Below are 23,362 nucleotides of genomic sequence, written 5' to 3'. Positions count from 1 at the left end.
CACGGGGCAGAGGCATGGTTTTCTTCCTGAAACTGTGGCGGGAACGGCGGGCGAGTTTTTCTCAGTAACGCATGGTTTCACTGCGATCACCACGAATCACCTCGACTTCCAAACCGGGGCGCTGCGTCGTTCCTTGACGCTGTCCTGGGATGGAGATCGATTGGGTCGCAGTGCCGCGTTTGATGCCCCCGGGCACTACAGAGCCTCCAGTCACGAGGTCCGCGACCGTGAGGCCAGCCTGTGCCCTGTCAAGGCCTACCAATGGGGGGCGGCGTGCGTCGCCCGGTTTGCTCGCCACGGGCTGCAAGGCTGTAGGCAGATCGGCGAAGAGTTTGGGGTCGGGTTCGGAGAGGTCGGTTGGGTTGCGCAAAGCGAGAAGCAGGCGGCCACTCGACTCTCCAAGAGTCAGTCGATTGATCTCTTCCACTGGAACTGCGAGCACTGCGGTACGTGCAGTCTCCATGCGCTGAGTTTGATTGGCAGGGCCATCAGCAGTCTTGGACTGCATGCCGTCTACTGATGAATTGCCAAAGGCGAGAACGCGCTTGCGTGCGAGCAGCAGACGGGCTTGGCTCCGGTCGATGTCTTTGCCCTCGGACTTCAGCATGATGAAGACATCCACAAAGTCCCCCGGCTGAACTTTGTTGCCTACACCCATGACTTCGTCGGCTTTGATGGCCAGCGCGCGTTCGCCTTCGTTGACGCGAAGCGCCAAACCAGAAACCAGTAGACCTTCCTGCAGTGGGGTCCCCTCCCCTAAGTCCAGCACGGTGACGCGACCGACCAGCGGAGTCGCGTCTTTGAATGAGCCCGTAGGATTCAGAGGCAGCTGCTCCACACGCAGTGCGTCGGCCGAAATGAGCGTGCCTGCCGGGATCGCTTTGGCTGCAACCACGACAGCGTGGGTCTTGGTGTTGGCCCTTTCCAGTGTCGCGGTCGAAGCGGTTGCCACCGGAGGCAACTTTGGCTGGCGGCTGAGAATCCAGGCATAACCTCCCAGCGCAATGGCCACGAGCACCAGGATGGCGGCGATGATTTTCGTGAGATGGATCATGTGCGTTGGGTGGGCAAGAGAACGGACTGTCTATCGACGGGTGGCTGGAAGAGCCTCTGTGACCGAATGAGGTCAGCTCTGTTGGCCCCAAATAATCCATATCGCGGCAGCGATGGCGAGGTAGGCCGCATATGGGATGACACGCTTGCGAGAGGTTTCAGTTCCCGATGCCTTGTTCCTTCCGGACAACGCAACAGCAAGGCGGGGAAACCATGGCCAGCGTTGTAGGGCGAGCCAAAGCAGGCTGTGCATTGCTGCCAGCAGGCTGGCAGCCATCCAAATGGGCAGCAACCCCTGCCATCCCACCCAAAGCCCGAGTGCACCAGCAAACTTGACGTCGCCAGCACCCATCAGGCCGACGGCATAGAAGAGCAAGAGAAAGCCGAATCCCAAGGCCGCGCCCACTAACGCGTCAGACCAGACAACGCCGAGTGGGTGCTGACCAAGGGAGAGGGTTGTAAGGGCCAAAACAGCACCTGCAAGGACTAGCCAGTTGGGGACGCGGCGCTGGTAGAAGTCGTAGACGATGACTGGGAGAAGCCAAATCAGCTCGATCCCGGCCATGGCTCAAGAAGCTGGGACAGCCAGGGTCAATTGCTTGCCGAGGTTTGTAAATAGCGTTTTGAGTGCTCCGGCGAAACCAGTGGTCGATGTGGGGTCGAAGAGAACCACCAACAAAATGGTGATCAAGCCTGCAATAACGCCATATTCAATTGCAGTAGCGCCCTCTTCATCGCGCAGAAAACGAGTAATAGAACTGAGCATGGTGATCTCCTGAAAGGAAGTGTTAACAAAGGCTGGCACGGTGGATGTTATACAGCGTAACTCCGTGTATCAAGAGAAGAAACACATGGGATCGAGTCGCGGATGTGCTACTCGGAGGGGTAAAGCAGGAAGGCGGCCAGCCTCGTTCGGCCCCCACAACGGGGCAGAAAAGGTCACTTATTCACAGTCTGGAGATGTTCGTTTCCCTCTGTAAACCGCATGCAGCCTTGCATGGACGAGGGGAACACGTTACGGGCGCGGGAACGTCCGGAAGTTGAGCGTTACGGGAACATGCCCGTTACGTGTTACGTAGCGCGGTACCTGCGAGTGCAATTTGTAACACTCGACAAGGCGGCCTCGTTTGGGCAATAAGTCACGCTTTTGGGGTGGAAACCCCTTCGGTGACGTGGGCTCAGCCCAGGATTTCTTCGTGGAAGAGCTTCCACTCGCCCGCCTGGCGGAGCCAGTACTGGCGGCGGGTGCGGCCGTTTTTCTCGCCCTCGAACACCTCGCCGAAGGTGGCGACCATGGTGTCCTCGGTGTCGCGCCAGTGGAGGTACGACACGTCCTTGATTTGCACTCGTTTACCTTGTGCGTAGGTCAATTCGTCGCGGAGCACCGAATCGGCATCGACGGGCTTCCGGCTGGCGCGCTGGAAATCGGGCAAATAGAATTTCTTCAATTGCGCTTCATTGCCGCTGGCTCTGGCATCTTTCCAGGCGGTAATTGAATCGGCGAATTTCTTTTCTTCTTTTTCGGCCTGCGGCTGCGAAATCCATTGCAGGCTGCGCGCGGTGACGACGGGCGTGGCGCCGATCTGCACCTTGCGCAGCAGCTGCTTGAGGTCGGGGTTGGCCATGACGACGCAGCCGTCGCTGGCCAGCGGCGCCCGTGCAAACTGCTGGGGCGGGGTGCCGTGCAGCCAGATGCCGCTGCCGGTCTTGCCGCGCCGCACGTCGTACGGGTTGGGGTAGTTGATGGGCAGGGCGCCGGCGCCGTAGAAGTCTTTCAGCGAGCGCGGGTCGAGGCTGCTGGTGATGTAGTACACGCCCAGCGGAGTGCGCGCGTCGCCTTCGACGGCCTTGTCGGTGCCCGACTTGCCGACCGAGATGTAGTAGTCGGCGACGAGCTTCATGCCCTTGTCGGCGTTCTCGAACAGGTACAGCCGCGAGCGCGACGCATCGACCGCAATGGCGAAGCGGCTGCGGGTCGAGAGCGTGAGGAACTGCGAGGGCACGGTGCCGGCGGGCGGGCGTTCGCGCAGGGCCTGCAGGCGGCGGCGCGATTCCTCGTGCAGCTCGACCATGGCGGGGTTGCCGCGCAGGCGCGCGATGCCGGCGGTGTCGGGCATGGCGTTCGAGGGCGGCACCTGCGCCGCGAGCAGGTCGCCGTACACGAGCTGCGCGAGCTGAAAGTTCGGATGGTCGCGCACGAGGGTCTGGGCCTTGGCCAGCGCCTCGCGCGTCTTGCCGCGGCCGAACAGTTCGTAGACGCCGATCAGGCGGGCCTCGGCGCCGCTGGCTTCCTGGATCGGCGCGGCTGTTCTGGCGGTCTTGCGGGCCGGGCGCGCGGGGCTCGCGCTGTCCGCGACGGCGGCGCGCTTGCTCTTGGCTTGCAGCTGCGCCTTGCTGCTGCCGCTGCCGGCCTTGGCGCTCTTGGCTTCCTTGGCGGACGCACGGCTGCCGCCCGCCTTGGCGGCCTTGGTCGTGCCGCTGTTCTTGGCGTTGGCCGTCTTGCTGCTGGCGCTGCTGTTGTGGTTGTTGGCTGCGAGCGCGACACCGGGCGTGGCCAGCGCGAGCGCGGAGGCGGCCATCAAGGCCGCGAGCAGTTTCCCGCTCCTCAGCGGGAACGGGAGGGTCTGAAGCCGGCCATGCCGGACGATGTCTGCCACTAGCCGCCGACGCTTTCCTTGCGAATGTGCCACTGGTTGCCAGAGCGTTGCAGTTCGAGCGTCTTGCGGCTCGCGATGTTGAGGTTGTCGGCGCGGTAGACCTGACGGAACCTGGCGGTGGCGGTCTGTCCGTCGACCTTGATCGCGAGGTTCTCGAGGTTCACGCTGATGCTGGATTTGCCGACGATGCGGGCGCGGCGGTCTTCTTCCCAGGCCTTGCGGCTCTGTCCGCCGGCGGGCACGAAGTCGCTGCCGTAGGCGGCGAGGTAGCGGTCCATGTCCTGGCTGGCCCAGGCCGAGGCCCAGCCGCGCACGACGGATTCGATCTCTGCGGTGGAAGCCGGGGCAGCGGCGGGTGCCGGTGCGGGTGCCGGTTCAGGCGTCTTGGCTGCCGGCGCGGGCGCTGCGGCCACCTTGACCGGCGGTGCGACAGGTGCCGGCGCGGGCGCAGGAGGTGCCTTCGCGACGGGCGCAGGTGCGGGCACGGGGGCCGGAGCGGGTGCCTTGGCGACCGGAGCAGGCGCAGGCGCCGGGGCGGGCTTCGCAGCCGGTGCCGGTGCGGGCGTCGTCGTGGCCGAGGCCACCAGCGTCGAGCCGCCCTTCGAGCCGGCCGCGGGCGGCGCCGTGAAGAGCGTGCGGATCACGGCCAGCTTGGGCTGCACGGCGGTGTTGTTCTGGTCGAGCTGCAGTGCCTTGCTGTAGGCCTGGCTGGCCAGCCGCGCGTACACGTCGCCGAGGTTTTCCTGGGCGGTGGCGTAGCTGGGGTTGGTGCGAATGGCGCTTTCGAGGGCGTTGCGGGCCTTGTCGAACTGGTTCTGGCTCGCGTAGATGACGGCGAGGTTGTTGAACGGCTCGGGCAGCTCGGGCGCGTCTTGCGTGAGCTGCGTGAAGGCGGCGATGGCCTCGGTGCGCTTGCCGGTGTCGAGCTGGATCACGCCCTTCAGGAAGCGCATCTGCGGATCGCGCGGCTTGTCCTTGAGGAAGGCCTCGGCCTTGGTCATGGCCTCGTCGAGCTTGCCGGCCTGCATCAGGCGGTCGACGTCCTCGTGCTCGGTCGCGGCCAGCGCGGGAAGCGCAGTGCCGCAGGCCGCAACGGCCAGAAGCAGGGCGCGCACGGTGGGGGAGAAGCTGAAGCGGGCGCGAGGCCGGGGGCTCTTGGGCATTGCGGACAAGACCTCGTTGGTGGGGAAGGGGAATGCGGCAGGCATTGTAAATGGGGGGCGTCACCTCTGGATACCAAGCTGACAGGCCATGGGATGGCCCCATTCACAGTTGTGCCGAACTTGTGCGGCGCAGCATCATCATGTAACGTCTCGTAAGCAAAATACACGTATTTACCCTGATTTTTCTGTCCCTCTGGAGTCCGTCTTGAAGATCACCAAACGCCGCCTGCTCGAAGGCGGCGCCGCAGCCCTTGCCACATCGCTGTTCACCCCGGGCGCGTGGGCCCAGCGCGCAGCAGGCGGCGATGCCGCCTGGCCGACCAAGCCCGTGCGCATCCTCGTGGGTTTCCCCGCGGGCGCATCGCCCGACCTGGCGGCACGCGCCATCGCGGAGCCGCTCTCGAAGATCCTGCGCCAGCCGGTGACGGTGGAGAACAAGCCCGGCGCCAGCGGCAACCTCGTGGCCGCCGAAGTGGCCAAGGCCACCGACGACCACACGATCGGCGCGCTGATCAACGGCAACCTCACGATCGCCAAGCTGCTGAACCCGTCGCTCGGTTTCGACCCCGAGAAAGACTTCGCACCCGTCGGCCTGATCGGCACCGCGCCGCTGGTGCTGGTGGTGTCGGGCGGTGCCACGGGTCAGTCTGCGGCCGACCTGCTGCTGTGGGTGCGCAACCTGGGCAGCGGCGGCAAGTACGGCACGCCGGGCGTGGGCACCGTGGGCCACCTGGGCATGGAGCTGCTCAAGAGCCGCGCCGCCATCACTGCGCAGCACAAGCCCTACACGGGCAACCCGCAGGTGATCGCCGGCATCCTCGCAGGCGAGATCCAGCTGGCGCTGCTGCCGCCGGGGCTGGCGATGCCGCATGTGAAGTCGGGCAAGCTCAAGGCCATCGGCGTGACCTCGCCCGAGCGCAGCCCGCTGGTCAGCGAGCTGCCGACGATCCGCGACGCCGACGTGCGCGGTGCCGACCTCGAGATCTGGACCGCGCTTGCCGCGCCCGCCAGCATGAAGCCGGCGGCCGTGGCCAAGCTCAATGCTGCGTTGGTCGAGGTGATCAGTTCGCCCGAGGTGAGCGAGGCGCTGCTGAAGACCGGCTGGCAAGCGCAGCCTGGTTCGCCCGACGCGCTGGCCAAGCGCATGCGCGCCGACACGACGCGCCTTGGCGGCGTGATCATCATGAAGGGCATCCATTCGGAGGCCTGATGCCTTGCTCCCTCTCCCGCTGGGAGAGGGTTGGGGTGAGGGCACGACAGCCTTCACCCAATGACGGCGTCGTTCTTTCCTAAAGCAGCGCCGACACCTGCTTCGCCGCATCGATCAGCGCCGGCAGCATCGTCTCCTGCATCACCTTCGCGCTCGTGCGGTTCGCCTGCCCGCTGATGTTCAGCGCGGCCACCATGCGGCCCTGCCGGTTCACGATGGGCGCGGCCACGGAGATCAGGCCTTCTTCCAGTTCCTGGTTCACCAGGCACCACTGCTGCTTGCGCGCCTGCGCCACCTTGGCCATGAGCGCGTCGATGTCGGTCACGGTGTGCTTGGTCAGCGCTTCGAGGTTGGAGGCCTCGAGGCGTGCGCGCACCTCGTCGTCGCCCAGGTCTGCGAGCAGCAGGCGGCCCAGCGACGTGCAGTACGCCGGCAGCCGCGAGCCCACGCCCAGGCTGATGCGCATGATCTTCTGCGTCGGCACGCGCAGCACATAGACGATGTCGGTCGCGTCGAGCACGGCGGCCGAGCACGACTCCTGCACCTGCTGCACCAGCGCCTCCATCACGGGCTCGGCGCGGTTCCAGATCGGCATCGACGACAGGTAGGCAAAGCCCAGGTCGAGGATGCGCGGCGTGAGCGTGAAGAGCTTGCCGTCGGTCACCACATAGCCCAGCGTCTGCAGCGTGAGAAGAATGCGCCGCGCCCCTGCGCGCGTGAGGCCACTGCCGGCGGCCACTTCGCTCAGCGTTTGGTGCGGCGCGTTCGCGCTGAACGAGCGGATCACCTGCAGGCCGCGCGCAAAAGACTGCACGTAGCTGTCGCCAGGGGCGGGCGTGTCGGTGGTGGACATAGCAGAAACGGGGCGGGTTGCCATGGCGAGCGATCCTCTCTAAAATTCATTATACGAACAAAAGTTCTTTAGACGAACAAATTGCAGTTCGCGAGGATTCGTGAATTCGGCAGGCTGTTCGGACCGTTCGGTTTCTTTCTTCACTCCCGGAGACAAGCTTCATGATCAACAAGATCGCGCGCTCGGTCGCCGATGCCCTGGCTGGCATCCAAGACGGCGCCACGGTGCTCATCGGCGGTTTCGGCACCGCCGGTATTCCAGGCGAACTCATCGACGGCCTCGTCGAGCAGGGCGCCAAGGACCTCACGGTCGTCAACAACAACGCAGGCAACGGAGAGACGGGCCTGGCGGCGCTGCTCAAGGCCGGCCGCGTGCGCAAGATCATCTGCAGCTTTCCGCGCCAGGCCGACAGCCAGGTGTTCGACGGCCTGTACCGCAGCGGCAAGCTCGAACTCGAGCTCGTGCCCCAAGGCAATCTCGCCGAGCGCATCCGCGCCGCGGGTGCCGGCATCGGCGCCTTCTTCTGCCCCACGGGCTACGGCACGCAGCTCGCAGGCAACCGCGAGACGCGCGAGATCGACGGCAAGCAGTACGTGCTCGAGTACCCCATCCACGGCGACGTGGCGCTCATCAAGGCCGAGCGCGGCGACCGCTGGGGCAACCTGGTCTACCGCAAGGCCGCGCGCAACTTCGGCCCGGTGATGGCCATGGCCTCGAAGAAGACGGTCGCCACCGTGCACGACATCGCCGAACTCGGCACCCTCGACCCCGAGACCATCGTGACCCCGGGTATCTTCGTGCACCAGGTGGTGCGCATCGAACGCGTGGCGACCCAAGCCGGCGGCTTCAAGAAGGCAGCATGACCATGGCATACACACGTCGCACCAAGGACCAGCTCGCCGCGCGAGTGGCACAAGACATCTTCGACGGCGCCGTCGTCAACCTCGGCATCGGCCAGCCCACGCTCGTGGCCAACCACCTGCCGAAGGGCCGCGAAGTCATCCTGCAAAGCGAGAACGGCATCCTCGGCATGGGCCCCGCGCCCGAGGCCGGCGAAGAAGACTACGACCTCATCAACGCCGGCAAGCAGCCCGTCACGCTGCTGCCGGGCGGTTCGTTCTTTCACCATGCCGACAGCTTCGCGATGATGCGCGGCGGCCACCTCGACATCTGCGTGCTCGGCGCGTTCCAGGTGTCGGCCACCGGCGACCTCGCCAACTGGCACACGGGCGAGAAAGACGCCATTCCCGCGGTCGGCGGCGCAATGGACCTGGCCATCGGCGCCAAGCAGACGTGGGTCATGATGGATTTGCTGACCAAGCAGGGCGCGAGCAAGCTGGTGCAGGCATGCACCTATCCGCTGACCGGCATCGGCTGCGTCAAGCGCGTGTACTCCGACCTCGCCACGCTCGAATGCACGACGCAAGGTTTGAAGCTCGTCGACCTCGTCGAAGGCCTCACCCGCGAAGAACTCGAGAAGCTCGTCGGCCTGCCGATCGCCGCCTGATCCGTTCAACATCACAGAGACAACTCACATGACCACCCAAGCCTTCATCTGCGACGCCGTGCGCACCCCCTTCGGCCGCTACGGCGGTTCGCTCAGCAGCGTGCGCACCGACGACCTCGGCGCCGTGCCCCTGCGCGCACTGATCGAGCGCAACAAGAACGTCGACTGGCAGGCCGTGAGCGATGTGCTCTACGGCTGCGCCAACCAGGCCGGCGAAGACAACCGCAACGTCGCGCGCATGTCGGCGCTGCTCGCGGGCCTGCCGATCGAAGTGGGCGGCGGCACCATCAACCGCCTGTGCGGTTCGGGCCTCGATGCACTGGGCACCGCAGCGCGCGCCATCCGCGCCGGTGAAGCCGGTCTGATGATTGCCGGCGGCGTCGAAAGCATGAGCCGCGCGCCCTTCGTCATGCCCAAGGCCGAGAGCGCCTTCAGCCGCAACAACGCGGTGTACGACACCACCATCGGCTGGCGCTTCGTCAACAAGCTCATGAAGGCGCAGTACGGCGTCGACTCGATGCCCGAGACGGCCGAGAACGTGGCCACCGACTACAAGATCGAGCGCGAGGCGCAAGACCTGATGGCGCTCAACTCGCAGCTGCGCGCCGTGGCCTCGCAGAAGTCCGGCTTCTTCGACGCCGAGATCGTGCCCGTGAGCGTGCCGCAGAAAAAGGGCGACGCGATCATCGTCAACAAGGACGAGCATCCGCGTGACACCACGCTGGAGGCGCTGGCCAAGCTCAAGCCCATCGTGCGCCCCGACGGCACCGTCACCGCCGGCAATGCCAGCGGCGTGAACGACGGCGCCTGCGCGCTGCTGCTGGCCGACGAAGCCAGCGCCGCCAAGCACGGCCTCACGCCGCGCGCCCGCGTGGTCGGCATGGCCACGGCCGGTGTCGCGCCGCGCATCATGGGCATCGGCCCGGCGCCCGCCACGCAGAAGGTGCTGGCGCTCACCGGTCTCACGCTCGACCAGATCGACGTCATCGAACTCAACGAAGCCTTCGCGGCGCAAGGCCTCGCCGTGCTGCGCCTCCTGGGCCTGAAGGACGACGACGCGCGCGTGAACATCAACGGCGGCGCCATTGCACTGGGCCACCCGCTCGGCGCCAGCGGCGCACGCCTGGCCACCACCGCGGTGAACCAGCTGCACAAGGGCGGCGGCCGCTACGCGCTGTGCACGATGTGCATCGGCGTGGGGCAGGGCATTGCCGTGATCCTGGAACGCGTCTGATGACTCTCGCCCGACGCGAGCTGCTGCTGGGGCTGCTGGCAGCAGCGGGCCTGCCCGCCCATGCGCAGCAGGCCGACGGCAAGCCGATCCGCATCGTCGTGCCGTTCGCGGCCGGCGGCGGCAACGACGTGTTCGCACGCCAGATGGCCAAGGGCCTGGGCGAGGTGCGCAAGTCGGGCGTCATCGTCGACAACAAACCCGGCGCGGGCGGCAACCTCGGCACCGAGCAGGTGGTGCGCAGCACGCCCGACGGCAGCACACTGCTGCTGGGCCACACGGGCACCGTGTCGATCAACCCGGCGCTGTACAAGGGCCTGAAGTTCGACGCCCGCAAGGACCTGCTGCCCGTGGCCATGTTCGCGTCGTCCGCGCTCGTGCTCGTGGTGCCCGCGGCCTCGAAGGTGCGCACCGTGGCCGACCTCGTCAACGAGGCGAAGTCGCGCCCGGGCCTGCTCGACTACGCGTCGAGCGGCAGCGGCACCGGCGGTCACCTCACGGGCGAACTCTTCGCGCAGCGCACCGGCACGAAGATCAATCACATCCCCTACAAGGGCACCAACCCCGCGCTCACCGACCTCGCGGGCGGCCAGGTGCAGATGATGTTCAGCGTCATCCCTCCCGCGCTCGCGCTGGTCAAGGGCGGGCGCCTGCGCGCCATTGCCGTCACGGGCGCCAAGCGTTTGCCGTCGCTGCCCGACGTGCCCACCGTGGCCGAGTCGGGCTTGCGCGAACTCGCGGGCTTCGAGAGCACGCTCACCTACGGCATCCTCGCGCCGCGCGGCACGGCCGAAGCGTTCGTGAAGACGCTGTCGGCGCAGATGCTGCAGGTGGCGGGCGGTGCCGAGTTCCAGTCGCGGCTCGACGTGGAAGGCGCCGTGCCGCTGCTCGGCGGGCCGGCCGACTACGCCGCGCTCATCGCGAAGGAAAGCGCGCTGTGGGCCGGCATCGTCAAGGCCTCGGGCGCGTCGGTCGACTGACCGAGCGGCTCCGCGCTGCACTCAATCAATCAACGATTTTTAAACCGGAGACTTCCTTCATGTCCTTCTTCCGTTCGTCGCTCTCGCGTCGCGCCATCGCAGCGGCCGCGCTGGCCCTGACCGCCGGCGGCCTGCTGCCGCTGACCGCTTCGGCACAACAGCAGCCTGCAGCGTTCCCGACCAAGCCCGTGCGCATCATCACGCCGTTCCCGGTCGGCGGTGGTCCGGACGGCGTGGCCCGCCTCGTGGCCGACAAGCTCTCGCGCGCCTGGGGCCAGCCGGTGGTGGTCGAGAACCGCCCGGGCGGCAACGGCTTCATCGCCATCGACGCCTTCAAGCGCGGCGCGAAAGACGGCCACGACATCGTCGTGCTCGACAACGTGCACCTGGCCGCGTACCCGGCGCTGTTCAAGAAGCTGCCCTACGACGCCAGCAAGGACTTCGACGCGCTGCTGCCGCTGTTCAAGACGTATTTCTTCTTCACCGTGGCCACGAACAGCAAGTACAAGACCGTGGGCGACCTCATCGCCGACGCCAAGGCCAACCCCGGCAAGCTCGACTACGGCTCGTGGTCGGTCGGCAACCCGGTGCACCTGGGCTCGGAACTGTTCGAGTCGGCCACCGGCACGCAGATGGAACACATCATCTACAAGGAAACCACGCAGCTCTACACCTCGGTGGCCACGGGCGAACTGGCCTTTGCCCTGGGCAGCAGCGCCACCGCCGGCCCGCTGCAGCGCGCCAACAAGCTGCGCTTCCTGGCCGTGGCCGCGCCCCAGCGCAACGCCGCCTTCCCCGACGTGCCGACCGTGAGCGAATCGGGCGGCCCGAAGGGCTTCGAGGTCATCGGCTGGAACGCCATCGCCGTGCCGAAGGGCCTGCCGGCTTCGGTGACGGAGAAGATCAAGCGCGACATCGAGAAGGGCCTGGCCGAACCCGACGTGCTGGAGAAGTTCAAGAGCTTCGGCTACGAGCCGTTCCCGACCACGCGCCCGCAGTTCGACCAGTTCGTGGCGACGGAAACGAGGCGCTTCACGGACGTGATCCGCAAGGCGAACGTGTCACTGGACTGATTGGACAGCTCGCGCTCGGCGCGGCACCTGCAACGAACAAGGCACCCGCGAGGGTGCCTTTTCTTTTGGGGTATCGCCGTTCGTGCCACGCCCGGCGCGAATGATTGTGCTGTCCCAAAGTCACATGTTACGTACGGATACGCGGTGGGGTAGACCGTCTACCGCGCGTCCTGACAGAGGCGGCGGGGCCTCGCATCCGACAGGTCGTTCCTGTTTCAGGCTACCCCCTTGCAGGGATACGCGTAACTGGCACGCGTTCTTACATTTTTGACTTGCACATCCGAAATCGTTGTCGCGTGGAGGAGCCAGCCATTGCTGCTGCATGCGGACACCCGCCCGATTTGCCAGTGAACGAAAAGGGAGTTGAAGTCATGAACAAGTTCTTCCGAACCCTGTGGAGTCCCACCGCCGGCACCTGGGTGGCCGCACCGGAAATCGCGCGCGGCCACGCGCGGTCGTGCGGCGGGGGCGGCGTGCGCGCGGTGGCGGCAGCAGCAGCAGCGGCGGCCCTGTGGGTCTGCGTCGTGCCGGTGCTCGCGGCCGGCGGCGCGGGCGGCCAGCCGGTCGGCGACCCGTCGCTGAATGCGGGCACGGGCGGCAGCGACGGCACGGGCGGCAGCGGCGGGCTCAACGACACCACGGTCAATGCATTCGGCGGCACGGGCGGATCGTCGACGCCGGGCGGCGTCACGGCGGGGGCCAACGCCAGCATCGGCAGCTTCGGCGGTGCCACGCCGGGCACCGGCGGCGCAGCCGGCACCACCAGCGCGCCCACGGGGCCCGGTGCGTTCCAGGGCGCCGCCGGCGGCGCGGGCCAGGCGCAGACCGGTGACCCCGGCAACGGCAACGGCTATGGCGGGGGCGGCGGCGGTGGCTTCCAGGGGATGTCGATCGCCAACAACCTCGGCAGCTCGTCCGACAGCTACACCGGTGGCATCGGTGGCGCGGGCGGCAACGGGTACTGGGCGGCCGGCGGCGGCGGTGCCGGCGGCTACGGCTCGATCCTCAGCGGTCCGCTCGGCAGCTACACGGCCACGGGGTCTTCCACGGGCGGCGCGGGCGGCAAGGGCGGCGACGCCTTCTCGCAAGGCGGCGGCGGCGGCAGCGGGGGCGGCGGGTTCTACCTGAACGCGACCAACCCGGGACTCAGCTTCAACAACACCGGCCCCCTCACGGGCGGTGCCGGCGGCGCCGGTGGGGCCGAATTGCTGCCCGCCCGTTCCAACGCCTCGGGCGGCGGCGGCGGCGCTGGGGGCATCGGCGCGACGCTCGCGGGCGTCGCTGTCACCGTCGGCAACACCGGCGCGATCACGGGCGGCGCCGGGGGCGCTGGCGGTGCGGCCGGCGGTGGGGCGGGTGGCACTGGTTCACCGGGCGCTGGCGGCGACGGCGGGGCGGGCCTCGCATCGACCGGCGCGGGCGCAAGCATCACCAACACCGGCACCATCGCCGGTGGAGCGGGCGGCGTCGGCGGGGCCAACAGCAGCGGCGGCCCGAGCGGTGCCAACGGTGTGGGTGGCGCGGGCGTGACGGGCGCCAACCTCACGCTGACCAATGGCGGAACGATCTCGGGTGGCCTGGGCGGCGACGGCCTCACACGCGCCGCGGCGGTCGCGTTCACGGGCGGCGCCAACAGCCTCACGCTGAACACAGGCTCGTCGATGACGGGCGCGATCTCGATCGGCGCGGGCGCGACCGCCAGCGTCGTCGCGGGCGCCGGTGGCCTCAGCGTCAACAACGCCCTGCTGCTGGGCGGCACGGGCACCATCGACACCAACGGGAACAACATGGCGTGGACGGGTGCGATCTCCGGCGTCAGCGATCTCGTGAAGATCGGCGCGGGCGTGCTCACGCTGAGCGGTGCCGATACCCATGCGGGCGGGACCAACATCGCGGCAGGCACCCTGCGCGCTGGCGCGGCCAACGTGCTCAGCAGCGTGAGCCCCTTCACCGTGGCCACCGGTGCGACGCTCGACCTGGCCGGCAACAGCCAGACCCTCGCGTCGATGGCCCACAGCGGCACGGTGTCGCTGGTGGGCGCGGTGCCAGGCACCACGCTCACTGTCAACGGCCCCTGGGTGGGCAACGGCGGCACGCTGCGACTGGGTACCGCGCTGGGCGGCAGTGCGAGCGCGAGCGACCGGCTCATCCTGAGCGGCGCCACCGCCGTCGCCAGCGGCACGACGAATGTGCAGATCACCAACCTGGGCGGCTTGGGCGCGCTCACCACCGGCAACGGCATCGAGGTGATCAGCGCCCTCAACGGCGCGACGACCACCGCGCAGACCACCAGGAGCGCGTTCCTGCTGGCCGGCACGCACGTCGATGCGGGCGCCTACGAGTACCGGCTGCATGCGGCCGATGCCACCGGCGCGGGCGAGAACTGGTACCTGCGCTCGACCACCGCGCCCGTCACCCCCGTCACGCCGGTGACGCCCGTGACGCCCGGCACGCCGCCTGCCAGCGGTGGCGGCACCAGCACTGGCGGCGCAGGCGGCGTGCCTGTGCTCGTCGTGCCCACCTACCGCGCCGAAGTGCCGCTCTACGCCGCGCTGCCCGAGCAGCTGCGCCAGTCCAGCCTCGCGATGCTCGGCAACCTGCATCTGCGCATGGGCGACAACCTGGTCACGGGTGCGAACACGGTCACGCCCGCGCAGGGTTACCGCCAGGCCTGGGGCCGCATCATCAGCACCGAGCGCACCATCGCGCAGGGCGGCACCGTGAGCCCTACGAGCAAGGGGCGCCTCACGGGCTTCCAGGCCGGCACCGACCTGTGGGCCAACCCCGACTGGCGCACGGGCGTGTACGTCGGCCAGCTCGACGGCGACATGCGCGTGAACGGCTTTGCCAGCGGCCTGGCGAACCTCGGCGTGGGCACCAACAACCAGAAGAGCGAGTACCTGGGCGCCTATGCCACCTGGAAGCACGCCAGCGGCCTGTACGTCGACGGCGTGCTGCAGGCCGGCCGCCTCCGCTACAGCGCCATGCCCACGCTGGGCTTCTCCCGGGGCGGCAAGGGCAACAGCCTGCTGGCGTCCATCGAGGTGGGGCAGTCGATTCCCATTGCGCAGAACTGGACCCTCGAGCCGCAGGTGCAGCTGGTGCACCAGCGGGTGAGCCTGGGCGACACGGGCATCTCCGGCGCCCTCGTGCAGCAGAAGAGCCACAACGGCTGGCGGGCACGCGCCGGCGTGCGGGTGAAGGGCGAGTTCGTCACCAGCGCCGGGCTGCTGCAGCCCTATGTGCGGGTCAATTTCTACCGCAACAGCAGCGGCACCGACGTCACCCGCTTCGTCGGCCCGGCCGGTGTCACGGACATCGCGACGCGCACCGGCGGCAGCAGCACCGAGCTGGCGGCAGGGGCCACGCTGCAGGTGGCCGAGAACACGAGCGTGTATGTGGAGCTGGGCAAGCTGTGGGCGGGCTCCGGCGGCGACGCGCGCGTCAAGAGCGGGGTGAACGCGAGCGTCGGCGTGAAGATCCGCTGGTGATCTCGTGAGGGCGGCGCCTACGCATGCCGCCGCACGGCGGTGTGGAGCGTGTGCACGCGCGTCCCGTCTGTTTGTTGCTGCTGCGCCGGTCGCCCCCAACCCTGCGGCAGTTCATGCAGCACGGCGTTGGCATCGAGCGAGCGGATCGCGATCGACGTGTCGGCCGGAATCCGTCCCTGCGCCACCATCGCCTCGTAGCGCAACGCGCACACGCGCAGGAACGACGCGAAGTTGCCGACCTCGCCGCGCGCCGCCACCAGCTCGTCGTACAGCCGCTCGATGAGCTGCACCACGGCCATGCCGTCGCGCTGCGCGATCTCTTCGAGCACCTGCCAGAACAGGTTCTCGAGCCGGATGCTGGTGACCACGCCGTGCAGGCGCACCGAGCGCGTGCGCGCGTCGTAGCTTTGCGGATCGGCGCTGATGAAGACTTCGCACATGGGCCATCTCCTCGAGAGGCGGGGTGAATCGGGGCGACGCGGCACTGTAGCGCCGCCCACGCACTTTCGCCGGCTCAGTGTTCGATGCGCGTGCCGAGCACCACCAGGAACTGCGACAGCCACGCCGGATGCGCTGGCCAGGCCGGTGCGGTGACGAGGTTGCGGTCGGTCACGGCCTGGTCGACCGGAATGCCCATGTACTCGGCGCCGGCCAGTTCCACCTCGACCTGGCAGGCCGGGTAGGCCGACACCTTGCGGCCCTTGATGAGGCCCGTGGCCGCGAGCAGTTGCGCGCCGTGGCAGACGGCGGCCACCGGCTTGTCGGTCGCGAGGAAGTGGCGCGCGATCTCGACCACGCGGGGGTGCATGCGCAGGTACTCGGGCGCACGGCCGCCGGGGATCACGAGTGCGTCGTAGGCCTCGGGGCGCACCTCGTCGAAGGTGGCGTTCAGCGTGAAGCGGTGACCCGGCTTCTCGCTGTAGGTCTGCGCGCCTTCGAAGTCGTGGATGGCGGTGTGCACCCAGTCGCCGGCCTTCTTGTCGGGCGCCACCGCATGCACGGTGTGGCCGACGGCCAGCAGGGTCTGGAACGGCACCATGGTTTCGTAGTCTTCGGCGTAGTCGCCGCAGAGCATCAGGATCTTGCGAGCCATCGGGTTTGTCTCCTTCGGATGAGGTGGTGCGAAACCGGCCGGCGCAGGGTGCGCGCCGGCCGTCGCCGCATTATTCGAAGGGGGCGGGCGCAGCGGGTAGCAGCGGCCTGTGATGCCGCTGCGGCTGCGTTGTCAGCGTCAGATCAGCGTGGCGCTCACGCCGCGTTGCACCACGGGCGCGATGCCGGCGTAGAAGAACGCCAGGCTGTCTTCCGGACCGTTGACGGCGCGCCCGCGCACCTTGGCCATGGCGCAGACGCCGACCTGTGCGCTGTCGGGGCCGATCACGAGGACGAAGGGGTTGTCGTCGTCGCCGCGCAGGTAGCGTCCGCCGAACTCGCGGCGTGCTGTTTCGAAAACATAGGCCGACGCCAGAAAGTGCAGGTCGTCGGGCAAGGGCGCCTGTTGCTGGAAGAAGTCTTCGAGCACCTGGTCGACGAGGACCAGCGAGGCTTCGGAGTAGTCGAGCGCCGCGCCGTCGATGGGCGTGCCGGGCTGCGAAAAAGCGCCGATGAAGTCTTCCGCCTGCGAAGCCATGCCGGCCTCGAGCGTCGACGGCATTTCTACTTCGGGTTCCTTTTTCTTCTTCAGGAAATCGAACAGTCCCATGGTGCGTCTTGGCCTTTCTCTTGCGGATGGAGGAGGCCGCAGGCTAGCGCAGAACGCGCACGCTGCAATGACGGGGGACGAAGCTCAGGCCTACACCGCAGCCGACAGCTGCCGCAGCATGACCGACTGCCGCGCCTCTTCGGCATCGCGCAGGCTCTTCGCGGCGCGCGCCGCGACGTAGCTGACGTACAGGGTCTCGACGGCCCGCGCCCATTCGTGCGCCTTCTGCGACACGCCTTCCGCCTTGATCGGCGAGCCGGTCGCCATCGGCGTCGACAGGTCGTCCACCGGGCGGGTCGGTACTTCGACGCCGGCCTTCCCGAGGATCACGGCTTTCTGAAGGATGGTGAGCATGGACGGACCTCTCTTTTTTCTTGTTCCAGAGTAACGGCGCCCTTCGCGGGGCGCTATTCGCCAGATGACGTATCCGCCCCTGAATTCAAGGTGAACTTTCGGCTACATGGGGTTTGCCCCGGGCGGCCAAAAGCAGGGCCTGCACAAAGCGCCATCGGCCTTGCGCAATGTCCCTTCGATGACTCTGGATGCAAATGGTATTTGTTTTCATTCTCATTACAATTGATGCTGATCAGTTGGTACGCAACAACAACAACGCATCCGAGAGCGGCCCTGTTTTTCCTGCCGTTTTCCGTGGAGTTTTTGCATGTTGTTCTCGCGTTGCGGCCGTCGGCCGCGTCCGTCTTTGCTGGCGCTGGCCGCCGCATCTCTTTTTTCTCCCGCCCTGTTCGCCCAGACGCCCGCTGACCAACAACTGCGCGAGGTCGTCGTCAGCGCGACCGGCTTCGAGCAGGAGCTGAAGGACGCGCCCGCTTCCATTTCGGTGATCACGCGCCAGGAGCTGGAAACGCGCCAGTTCCGCGACCTGGCCGAGGCGCTGCAGAACGTCGAAGGCATCGACGTGGGCGGCTCCACCGGCAAGACCGGGGGCCTGGACATCTCGATCCGCGGCATGCCCAGCGACTACACGCTGATCCTCATCGACGGCCGGCGCCAGAACGTGGCCGGCGACGTGACGCCCAACGGCTTCGGCGCCGCGCACACCAGCTTCATGCCGCCGCTGGCGGCCATCGAGCGCATCGAGGTCATCCGCGGCCCGATGTCGACGCTGTACGGCTCCGACGCCATGGGCGGCGTGGTCAACATCATCACGCGCAAGGTGGCGCGCGAATGGGGCGGCCAGGTCACGATGGAAACCGGCATTCCGCAGGACAGCGACTGGGGTTCGCAGACGCGCTCCAGCGTCTACCTGAGCGGCCCCGTGGCCACCGACCTGCTGGGCCTGACCCTGCGCGGCAACATCTACCGCCGCGAAGCCGCCGACTGGGTGCTGGCACCCGGCCAGGCGCAACCCGCGACGGCCCGCAACCCCGCGCCTGCCGAGAGCCGCCAGCACAGCGTGGGCGGCCGCCTGATGCTCACGCCCAACCGCCAGCACGACATCTGGCTCGACGTCGAATCCGGCCGCAGCTGGTACGACAACGAAGACGGCCGCCTGGGCACGCGCGACGCCGCCGCGCCCAACCGCACCGGCAACAACCCGCCGGGCTACCAGGACGCGCTGCGCTTCAACCGCGACCAGGTCGCCATCGGCCACACCGGGCGACTGGGCTTCGGCACGGTGGAAAGCAGCCTGATGCACACCACCACCGAGACCGTCGGCCGCACGATTCCCGGCGGCGCCATTCCGCGCAATGCCGCGGCCCGCCGCACCGTGTACTGGCTGAGCGAAGCCGACCGTGGCCGCGAACGCGAACTCAAGACCACCAACCTCGTGCTCGACAGCAAGCTCGTCGCGCCCGTGGGTGACGCCCACGTGCTGACCGTCGGCGGCCAGTGGTGGGACGCCAAGCTGGTCGACGGCCTGCTGCCGCGCTCGCAGAGTCAGACCATGTGGGCGCTGTTCGCCGAAGACGAATGGCGCCTCGCGCCCGGCCTCACCGCCACGCTGGGCGGCCGCTACGACCACCACAGTGCCTTCGGTGGCCACGTGAGCCCGCGCGGCTACCTGGTCTGGGACGCCACGCCGCAGTGGACCTTCAAGGGCGGCGTCAGCAAGGGCTTCCGCGCGCCGCGCCTGAACCAGCTGATCGACGGCATCAGCGGCGTGAGCGGCCAGGGCGCCACGCTCAACATCGGCAACCCGAACCTCAAGCCCGAGACCAGCACCAGCACCGAGCTGGCGGCGCTGTTCAACAACCAGAAGGGGCTGACCGCCTCGGCGACCCTGTTCCACAACAAGGTGAAGGACAAGATCGCCAGCGGCGGCGACTGCAGCGTGGCGCGCATCTCCAGCTGCGTGGTCGACCCGACCGCCAACTACTCGGTCAACGTCGACCAGGCCAAGACCTGGGGCATGGAACTGAGCAGCCGTGTGCAGCTGACCAAGGCCTGGGGCCTGAAGGCGGGCTACACCTGGACCGACAGCGAAGTGATCGAAGGCGGCGTGAAGAACGGCAAGCTGGCCGACACCGCGCGCCACCTGCTGCATGCGCAGGTCGATTGGAACCCCGACGCCAAGTGGCGCTTCTGGCTGCGCGGCGAATACCGCGGCAAGAGCCCGCGCTTCACCGGCGACCCGGCGCGCCTGACGGGCAACAACCTCGCGATCTACCGCGCGGTGGGCGACATCAAGGCGTACCACCTGTTCCACCTCGGCGGCTCCTACCAGGTGTCGAAGAACGTGCGCCTGAACGCCAACGTGAACAACCTGTTCAACAAGGACTTCCGCAAGTTCCAGCAGGTCAACCTGAGCGGCACCTCGGCCTGGGTCAACGAGTACTTCCAGGGCGGCGCGTCGGTGGCGGGCACCACGCCGGCCGGACGCACGATCTGGCTGTCGGCGAACGTGACGTTCTGAGATTGACGATGGCCGTGGCGGGGGGGCGCGGGCCTCAGGGGTCCGTGCGGGCCTGCCACACCAGCGTGGCCGCGCTCAGGTCTTCGAGCGCACTGCCCACGGCCTTGAACACCGTGCGCTCGGCATCGCCGGTGCGCCCGGGCCGCGTGCCACGGCACAGCTCGGCGAGCGTGCCCTGCACCGCGTCGGCGCGCAAGGTGCCGGCCGCGATCGCATCGAGCAGGTCGCCGGCCTTCTGCAGCGCCTCGGGCGTGTCGATGAAGGTGCGCGTGCCATCGAAACATTGCACATCGGCTTCGCGCATCGCGGGCGTGAAGCTGCCGATCAGGTCGAGGTGCGCGCCCGGCGCGAGCCATTCGCCGCGCACCAGCGGCGTGGTCGCCAGCGTGGCGCAACTCACGATGTCGGCGCAGCGCACTGCCGCTTCGAGGTCGGTGCCGGCCGCTTGTGCGTTCCAGCCTTCGGCACGCCATTGCGCGGCCAGCGCCTCCGCGCCTTCGGGCCGGTGGTTCCACACCCGCACCTCGTCGATGGCGCGCACGCACGCGTGCGCGGCGGGCAGCATGCGCGCGATGCGGCCGGTGCCCAGCACCAGCAGCTTGCGCGCATCGGCACGCGCCAGGAACGACGCGCCCAGCGCCGATGCGGCCGCCGTGCGCCGCGCGGTGATCTCGTTGCCATCCATCATCGCCAGCGGCACGCCGGTGCGCGCGTCGTACAGCACGTAGGTCGCGTGCAGCCCGGGCAGGCCGCGCGCGCCGTTGCCGGGAAAGATGTTGATCGTCTTGATGCCCAGAAAGCCTGCGTCGCTCCACGCCGGCATGATCAGCACCGTGCCGCGCGTGGCCGCGTCGCCGCCGGTCTCGATGCTGTGCACGTGGCGCGGCGGCACCTGCGCCTCGGCCACGAACGCGGCGCGCAGCGCGGGCACGAGCCGCTCGAAGCTCAAGGGTGCGCCGGTGGCGGCTTCGTCGAAATGTTTCATGGGCGGGAAGGCAGCGCCGGGGCGCTGTCGAAGAAGGTGGTGAGGGCTTGCCGGTAGGTGGTGCCAAAGCGCGGCGCCGCCATCGGTTCGAGGTGGCCGGCACCCGGCACCTCGATGAGCTGCTTGGGTTCTTTCGCATCGGCCAGCAGGCGCTGCGAGTGGCCGTGCGGAATCACCATGTCGGCCGTGCCGTGGATCAGCAGCAGCGGAATCGGTGCGATGGCCGCGACGAACTTCGAGGCCCCGTAGTCATCGCGCACCAACAGGCCGGCGCCCGGCAGCTTGTCGTTGGCGATCGAACGGTACGAATAGAAGGTCGATTCGATTGCCACCGCCTTCACGCCGGCCCGGTTGCCCGACCCGACAGCGGCGATCGCGTTCGTGCCGCCCAGGCTCTGCCCGAAGACGAACAGCCGCGACGCATCGACATCCGCACGGGCGCGCACATGGTCGAGCGCGGCGTTCGAATCCTCGAACACGCCGCGGGGTTCGGGTGCGCCGTCCGATTCGCCATAGCCGCGGTAGTCGAACACGAAGACGTTGTAGTCCTGCTTTGGCAGCCACGCCACGAAGCGCCAGTGGCTGCTCATGTTCTGCGCGTTGCCGTGGAAGTGCACCACGGTGCCCTTGGCCGCCTTCGGGTCCGGCCGGCCGGCGGCGGGAATGAACCAGCCGCTCAGCCGCGTGCCGTCGGCGCTGGTGAAGCGCACGTTCTCGTAGCGCAGGCCCAGCGCGTCGGGCGTTTCGTAGCGCACGCGGTCGGGGTAATAGAACATCGACTGCACGCAGCCGCCGAGCAGGAAGAGCGGCAGGGTGGCGAGCGGCAGTTGCCACCAGCGGCGAGCAGGCGAGGTCGTGGTCATGCCTGCCGGCTTTCGGCGAGCATGTTGCAGAAGAGCGCGCCTTGCTCGATGGCGTCGTCCAGCGCCACGTGCGTGTGCGGCAGCCCGGCATCGAACCAGCGGCGCGGCATCGCGCGCTTGGTGCTGTCGCGATAGCCGGTCTTCAGCAGCGCCATCGCGAAGCTCTTCATGTCGAGCGCCGAATGGCTGAACGGGCTCTCGCCCGCGAAGCGCATCAGGTACCAGTAGACGAACAGGAAGTCGAAGCCCGCCGGGCACGCCACGAACACCGGCCGCGCCTTCAGGCCCTTGAGCCACGCGACGTAGTTCTTCATGGCATGTGTCGGGTCCTGCAGGTCGGTGCGGCATGCGGCCCAGGCCTCGGGCTGGGTCTGCCACCAGGCCGCCGTCTTGGGGTCGGCCTCGGCGCCGGGCAGCGTGTGCAGGTTGGCGCTGAAGGTGGACACGAGTTGCTTGTCGGCCGTGTAGGCGGCCGAGCCGAAGCTGAGCATCGAGTGCGGGCCGGGAATGGGGCCGTCGGTTTCGACGTCGGTGCTGATGTAGATCTCGGTCATGGGCGAAGGAGCGTCGCAGGGTCCGCGAGCTGAAAGACATGCATGTCCAACCACTGCCCCGACGCGTTCTCGATGAGTGCGACCTCCATGCAGCGCGCCTGCACCGGCCCCGACGCAAGCAGCCGCGCCTGCAGCTCGATGGCGGCCTCCTGCGCATGCAGCGCGTTGCCATGCGCCACCGACAGATGCGGAACGATGTCGTCATGCAGGCCGTCGTACGGCGGGAACTCGGGAAACTCCTTCACCAGCGCACGCGTCATCTCGACGAACGGCGCGGCGGGCTCCGGTGCCAGGTAGGCGGTCTCGGGAAAGCGTCCGACCTTGCCGAGCACAAAGGTGAACGACGCCGTGCGCTGCAGCACGCGCCGCGCGCGGGCGAGCACCTCGTCGGTGATCAGCGCGGGGTCCATGAAGGGCACGAGCAGCGTGATGTGGGCGGGCACGCCGAGCGCCACGGTGGGATCAAAACGGCGGCGAAGGTCTGCGGCGATGGGTTCGGCCGCGGGAACCTTCACGGCGAATGCGGAGATGGGCATCGGGCGGAGGATAGCCCATCGATGCGCCGGTTCGCTTCCGGAAAACGCCGAGACGAAGAGGCCTTCTGCCTCAGAAGATATCGGCTTTCCGCAGTGCTCTCGCGGCGGCCACCAGCCGTCGGACGGTGATGCCGATCTGCTCGTGTTCCACCCCGTTCGACAAGATGGCGCCCGCGTGGAAGGATGGCTCCAGGGTGACCCGGTAGCGCATCGTGAAGCTGATGGCGCTGTTGATGGTCTCGATGACCATGTACAGCGAGTTTTCGTTGAACTGCCTGCCGGTCTTTGCACCAGAGGCCTTGAGCACTTGCCAGTCGTCCTGCTTGTGTCCTCGAATGTCTCCCAGGTCGTGCTGCCAGGCATCCAGCAGCTTGTCGCAGATGACCAACCCGATCTGATCATCGGACGCCGATGCATCGAGCACTGTGGGCGTGCCGGTCTCGGCGATGCTCGTGGTCGAGGAGACGATGTAGGTGCGGTCCTCGTACAGGTACAAGACCGCGCGCAGTTCCTTGCCGGTCCGCAACTTGGCGTTGTTAATCTCGAAGGCGGAATGGTCGGGCGATGCCCTCCCGGCAGGCTCTTCCTTCGGCGCTTTTTTCAAGAAGTCGAACATGAACAGGTTCTCC

The 23,362-nt window shown here is 67.8% G+C and carries 23 protein-coding genes; 8 read left to right on the top strand and 15 right to left on the bottom strand.

Annotation, left to right across the window (positions count from 1 at the left end):
* Window positions 1–61: 61 nt before the first annotated feature.
* The 5 genes from cpaB to CLU95_RS10325 all read right to left on the bottom strand — a co-directional run bounded on the left by cpaB (window position 62) and on the right by CLU95_RS10325 (window position 4,873).
* The gene (gene cpaB, locus CLU95_RS10345; RefSeq protein ID WP_099792825.1) at window positions 62–1,054 is read right to left on the bottom strand and encodes a Flp pilus assembly protein CpaB; all 993 of its coding nucleotides are present in this window, start codon (window positions 1,052–1,054) and stop codon (window positions 62–64) included.
* Window positions 1,055–1,126: 72 nt separating this feature from the next.
* The gene (locus CLU95_RS10340; RefSeq protein WP_099792823.1) at window positions 1,127–1,618 is read right to left on the bottom strand and encodes an A24 family peptidase; all 492 of its coding nucleotides are present in this window, start codon (window positions 1,616–1,618) and stop codon (window positions 1,127–1,129) included.
* 3 nt (window positions 1,619–1,621) lie between these two features.
* A complete protein-coding gene (locus tag CLU95_RS10335; protein WP_099792821.1) occupies window positions 1,622–1,819 on the bottom strand; it encodes a Flp family type IVb pilin in 198 nt (65 codons plus the stop codon).
* Window positions 1,820–2,231: 412 nt separating this feature from the next.
* On the bottom strand, window positions 2,232–3,632 hold the full coding sequence (locus tag CLU95_RS10330; protein WP_257214800.1) for a L,D-transpeptidase family protein: 1,401 nt from the start codon (window positions 3,630–3,632) through the stop codon (window positions 2,232–2,234).
* A 77-nt stretch (window positions 3,633–3,709) separates the two neighbouring features.
* Window positions 3,710–4,873 carry a nuclear transport factor 2 family protein gene (locus CLU95_RS10325; RefSeq protein ID WP_099792817.1) on the bottom strand — a complete coding sequence of 388 codons (1,164 nt, stop codon included), beginning with the start codon at window positions 4,871–4,873 and terminating at the stop codon, window positions 3,710–3,712.
* A gap of 205 nt (window positions 4,874–5,078) precedes the next feature.
* Here CLU95_RS10325 and CLU95_RS10320 point away from each other — a divergent pair, with 205 nt between their 5' ends.
* Window positions 5,079–6,083, top strand: a complete 1,005-nt coding sequence (locus CLU95_RS10320; RefSeq protein ID WP_099792815.1) for a Bug family tripartite tricarboxylate transporter substrate binding protein — start codon at window positions 5,079–5,081, stop codon at window positions 6,081–6,083.
* A 79-nt stretch (window positions 6,084–6,162) separates the two neighbouring features.
* Here the strand turns inward: CLU95_RS10320 and CLU95_RS10315 are convergent, their stop codons facing one another.
* Window positions 6,163–6,936, bottom strand: coding sequence for an IclR family transcriptional regulator domain-containing protein (locus CLU95_RS10315; RefSeq protein ID WP_373668641.1), 774 nt, complete (start codon window positions 6,934–6,936; stop codon window positions 6,163–6,165).
* Window positions 6,937–7,097: 161 nt separating this feature from the next.
* Between CLU95_RS10315 and CLU95_RS10310 the strand changes: the two genes are divergently transcribed.
* From CLU95_RS10310 to CLU95_RS10285, 6 genes are all read left to right on the top strand, one after another.
* A complete protein-coding gene (locus tag CLU95_RS10310; protein ID WP_099792811.1) occupies window positions 7,098–7,799 on the top strand; it encodes a 3-oxoacid CoA-transferase subunit A in 702 nt (233 codons plus the stop codon).
* Window positions 7,796–8,443: a 3-oxoacid CoA-transferase subunit B gene (locus tag CLU95_RS10305; protein WP_099792809.1), complete on the top strand. Its 648-nt coding sequence runs from the start codon at window positions 7,796–7,798 to the stop codon at window positions 8,441–8,443. The genes CLU95_RS10310 and CLU95_RS10305 overlap by 4 nt, the downstream gene beginning before the upstream one ends.
* A 28-nt stretch (window positions 8,444–8,471) precedes the next feature.
* The gene (gene pcaF, locus CLU95_RS10300; protein WP_099792807.1) at window positions 8,472–9,677 is read left to right on the top strand and encodes a 3-oxoadipyl-CoA thiolase; all 1,206 of its coding nucleotides are present in this window, start codon (window positions 8,472–8,474) and stop codon (window positions 9,675–9,677) included.
* Entirely contained in the window at window positions 9,677–10,654 is a 978-nt protein-coding gene (locus tag CLU95_RS10295; protein WP_099792805.1) for a Bug family tripartite tricarboxylate transporter substrate binding protein, read from the top strand. Before pcaF ends, CLU95_RS10295 begins: the two co-directional genes overlap by 1 nt.
* Window positions 10,655–10,713: 59 nt before the next feature.
* Window positions 10,714–11,727, top strand: a complete 1,014-nt coding sequence (locus tag CLU95_RS10290; protein WP_099792803.1) for a Bug family tripartite tricarboxylate transporter substrate binding protein — start codon at window positions 10,714–10,716, stop codon at window positions 11,725–11,727.
* A 371-nt stretch (window positions 11,728–12,098) separates the two neighbouring features.
* Complete coding sequence (locus tag CLU95_RS10285) at window positions 12,099–15,218, top strand: autotransporter outer membrane beta-barrel domain-containing protein (RefSeq protein WP_099792801.1); 3,120 nt, start codon at window positions 12,099–12,101, stop codon at window positions 15,216–15,218.
* 17 nt (window positions 15,219–15,235) lie between these two features.
* Here CLU95_RS10285 and CLU95_RS10280 read toward each other — a convergent pair whose 3' ends face one another.
* The 4 genes from CLU95_RS10280 to CLU95_RS10265 form a co-directional block, all read right to left on the bottom strand.
* Window positions 15,236–15,658, bottom strand: coding sequence for a ribbon-helix-helix domain-containing protein (locus CLU95_RS10280; RefSeq protein WP_099792799.1), 423 nt, complete (start codon window positions 15,656–15,658; stop codon window positions 15,236–15,238).
* A gap of 74 nt (window positions 15,659–15,732) precedes the next feature.
* Window positions 15,733–16,311: a DJ-1/PfpI family protein gene (locus CLU95_RS10275; protein ID WP_099792797.1), complete on the bottom strand. Its 579-nt coding sequence runs from the start codon at window positions 16,309–16,311 to the stop codon at window positions 15,733–15,735.
* A gap of 138 nt (window positions 16,312–16,449) precedes the next feature.
* Window positions 16,450–16,920 (bottom strand): hypothetical protein, encoded by a 471-nt coding sequence (locus CLU95_RS10270; protein ID WP_099792795.1) that lies wholly within the window; start codon window positions 16,918–16,920, stop codon window positions 16,450–16,452.
* A 90-nt stretch (window positions 16,921–17,010) separates the two neighbouring features.
* Complete coding sequence (locus CLU95_RS10265; protein ID WP_099792793.1) at window positions 17,011–17,274, bottom strand: hypothetical protein; 264 nt, start codon at window positions 17,272–17,274, stop codon at window positions 17,011–17,013.
* Between the two features lie 307 nt (window positions 17,275–17,581).
* On the opposite strand from CLU95_RS10265, the gene CLU95_RS10260 reads away from it, so the two are divergent.
* Entirely contained in the window at window positions 17,582–19,795 is a 2,214-nt protein-coding gene (locus CLU95_RS10260; protein WP_099792791.1) for a TonB-dependent receptor domain-containing protein, read from the top strand.
* 34 nt (window positions 19,796–19,829) lie between these two features.
* Here the strand turns inward: CLU95_RS10260 and CLU95_RS10255 are convergent, their stop codons facing one another.
* From CLU95_RS10255 to CLU95_RS10235, 5 genes are all read right to left on the bottom strand, one after another.
* On the bottom strand, window positions 19,830–20,780 hold the full coding sequence (locus CLU95_RS10255; RefSeq protein WP_099792789.1) for an ornithine cyclodeaminase family protein: 951 nt from the start codon (window positions 20,778–20,780) through the stop codon (window positions 19,830–19,832).
* The gene (locus tag CLU95_RS10250) at window positions 20,777–21,643 is read right to left on the bottom strand and encodes an alpha/beta hydrolase (protein WP_099792787.1); all 867 of its coding nucleotides are present in this window, start codon (window positions 21,641–21,643) and stop codon (window positions 20,777–20,779) included. Before CLU95_RS10250 ends, CLU95_RS10255 begins: the two co-directional genes overlap by 4 nt.
* Window positions 21,640–22,197: an exonuclease gene (locus CLU95_RS10245; protein ID WP_099792785.1), complete on the bottom strand. Its 558-nt coding sequence runs from the start codon at window positions 22,195–22,197 to the stop codon at window positions 21,640–21,642. Before CLU95_RS10245 ends, CLU95_RS10250 begins: the two co-directional genes overlap by 4 nt.
* Window positions 22,194–22,733 (bottom strand): 2'-5' RNA ligase family protein, encoded by a 540-nt coding sequence (locus tag CLU95_RS10240; protein ID WP_099792783.1) that lies wholly within the window; start codon window positions 22,731–22,733, stop codon window positions 22,194–22,196. Before CLU95_RS10240 ends, CLU95_RS10245 begins: the two co-directional genes overlap by 4 nt.
* A gap of 70 nt (window positions 22,734–22,803) precedes the next feature.
* Window positions 22,804–23,349 carry a hypothetical protein gene (locus CLU95_RS10235; protein ID WP_099792781.1) on the bottom strand — a complete coding sequence of 182 codons (546 nt, stop codon included), beginning with the start codon at window positions 23,347–23,349 and terminating at the stop codon, window positions 22,804–22,806.
* Between the last annotated feature and the right edge of the window lie 13 nt (window positions 23,350–23,362).

It is taken from the genome of Variovorax sp. 54 (genome assembly GCF_002754375.1).
In the GTDB taxonomy this organism is placed as follows: Bacteria; Pseudomonadota; Gammaproteobacteria; order Burkholderiales; family Burkholderiaceae_C; genus Variovorax.
The sequence above is the reverse complement of the archived record's forward strand: the minus strand, read 5'-3'. Positions and strand labels throughout refer to the sequence as shown.

What these genes read in the sequence shown, in the direction of transcription:
- CLU95_RS10330 (WP_257214800.1), bottom strand. Translation starts at nt 3,632, where the DNA reads ATGGCCGCCTCCGCGCTCGCGCTGGCCACGCCCGGTGTCGCGCTCGCA.
- cpaB (WP_099792825.1), bottom strand. Translation starts at nt 1,054, where the DNA reads ATGATCCATCTCACGAAAATCATCGCCGCCATCCTGGTGCTCGTGGCC.
- CLU95_RS10315 (WP_373668641.1), bottom strand. Translation starts at nt 6,936, where the DNA reads ATGTCCACCACCGACACGCCCGCCCCTGGCGACAGCTACGTGCAGTCT.
- CLU95_RS10255 (WP_099792789.1), bottom strand. Translation starts at nt 20,780, where the DNA reads ATGAAACATTTCGACGAAGCCGCCACCGGCGCACCCTTGAGCTTCGAG.
- CLU95_RS10270 (WP_099792795.1), bottom strand. Translation starts at nt 16,920, where the DNA reads ATGGGACTGTTCGATTTCCTGAAGAAGAAAAAGGAACCCGAAGTAGAA.
- pcaF (WP_099792807.1), top strand. Translation starts at nt 8,472, where the DNA reads ATGACCACCCAAGCCTTCATCTGCGACGCCGTGCGCACCCCCTTCGGC.
- CLU95_RS10295 (WP_099792805.1), top strand. Translation starts at nt 9,677, where the DNA reads ATGACTCTCGCCCGACGCGAGCTGCTGCTGGGGCTGCTGGCAGCAGCG.
- CLU95_RS10250 (WP_099792787.1), bottom strand. Translation starts at nt 21,643, where the DNA reads ATGACCACGACCTCGCCTGCTCGCCGCTGGTGGCAACTGCCGCTCGCC.
- CLU95_RS10305 (WP_099792809.1), top strand. Translation starts at nt 7,796, where the DNA reads ATGACCATGGCATACACACGTCGCACCAAGGACCAGCTCGCCGCGCGA.
- CLU95_RS10285 (WP_099792801.1), top strand. Translation starts at nt 12,099, where the DNA reads ATGAACAAGTTCTTCCGAACCCTGTGGAGTCCCACCGCCGGCACCTGG.
- CLU95_RS10290 (WP_099792803.1), top strand. Translation starts at nt 10,714, where the DNA reads ATGTCCTTCTTCCGTTCGTCGCTCTCGCGTCGCGCCATCGCAGCGGCC.
- CLU95_RS10310 (WP_099792811.1), top strand. Translation starts at nt 7,098, where the DNA reads ATGATCAACAAGATCGCGCGCTCGGTCGCCGATGCCCTGGCTGGCATC.
- CLU95_RS10240 (WP_099792783.1), bottom strand. Translation starts at nt 22,733, where the DNA reads ATGCCCATCTCCGCATTCGCCGTGAAGGTTCCCGCGGCCGAACCCATC.
- CLU95_RS10260 (WP_099792791.1), top strand. Translation starts at nt 17,582, where the DNA reads ATGTTGTTCTCGCGTTGCGGCCGTCGGCCGCGTCCGTCTTTGCTGGCG.
- CLU95_RS10275 (WP_099792797.1), bottom strand. Translation starts at nt 16,311, where the DNA reads ATGGCTCGCAAGATCCTGATGCTCTGCGGCGACTACGCCGAAGACTAC.
- CLU95_RS10265 (WP_099792793.1), bottom strand. Translation starts at nt 17,274, where the DNA reads ATGCTCACCATCCTTCAGAAAGCCGTGATCCTCGGGAAGGCCGGCGTC.
- CLU95_RS10245 (WP_099792785.1), bottom strand. Translation starts at nt 22,197, where the DNA reads ATGACCGAGATCTACATCAGCACCGACGTCGAAACCGACGGCCCCATT.
- CLU95_RS10340 (WP_099792823.1), bottom strand. Translation starts at nt 1,618, where the DNA reads ATGGCCGGGATCGAGCTGATTTGGCTTCTCCCAGTCATCGTCTACGAC.
- CLU95_RS10325 (WP_099792817.1), bottom strand. Translation starts at nt 4,873, where the DNA reads ATGCCCAAGAGCCCCCGGCCTCGCGCCCGCTTCAGCTTCTCCCCCACC.
- CLU95_RS10280 (WP_099792799.1), bottom strand. Translation starts at nt 15,658, where the DNA reads ATGTGCGAAGTCTTCATCAGCGCCGATCCGCAAAGCTACGACGCGCGC.
- CLU95_RS10235 (WP_099792781.1), bottom strand. Translation starts at nt 23,349, where the DNA reads ATGTTCGACTTCTTGAAAAAAGCGCCGAAGGAAGAGCCTGCCGGGAGG.
- CLU95_RS10335 (WP_099792821.1), bottom strand. Translation starts at nt 1,819, where the DNA reads ATGCTCAGTTCTATTACTCGTTTTCTGCGCGATGAAGAGGGCGCTACT.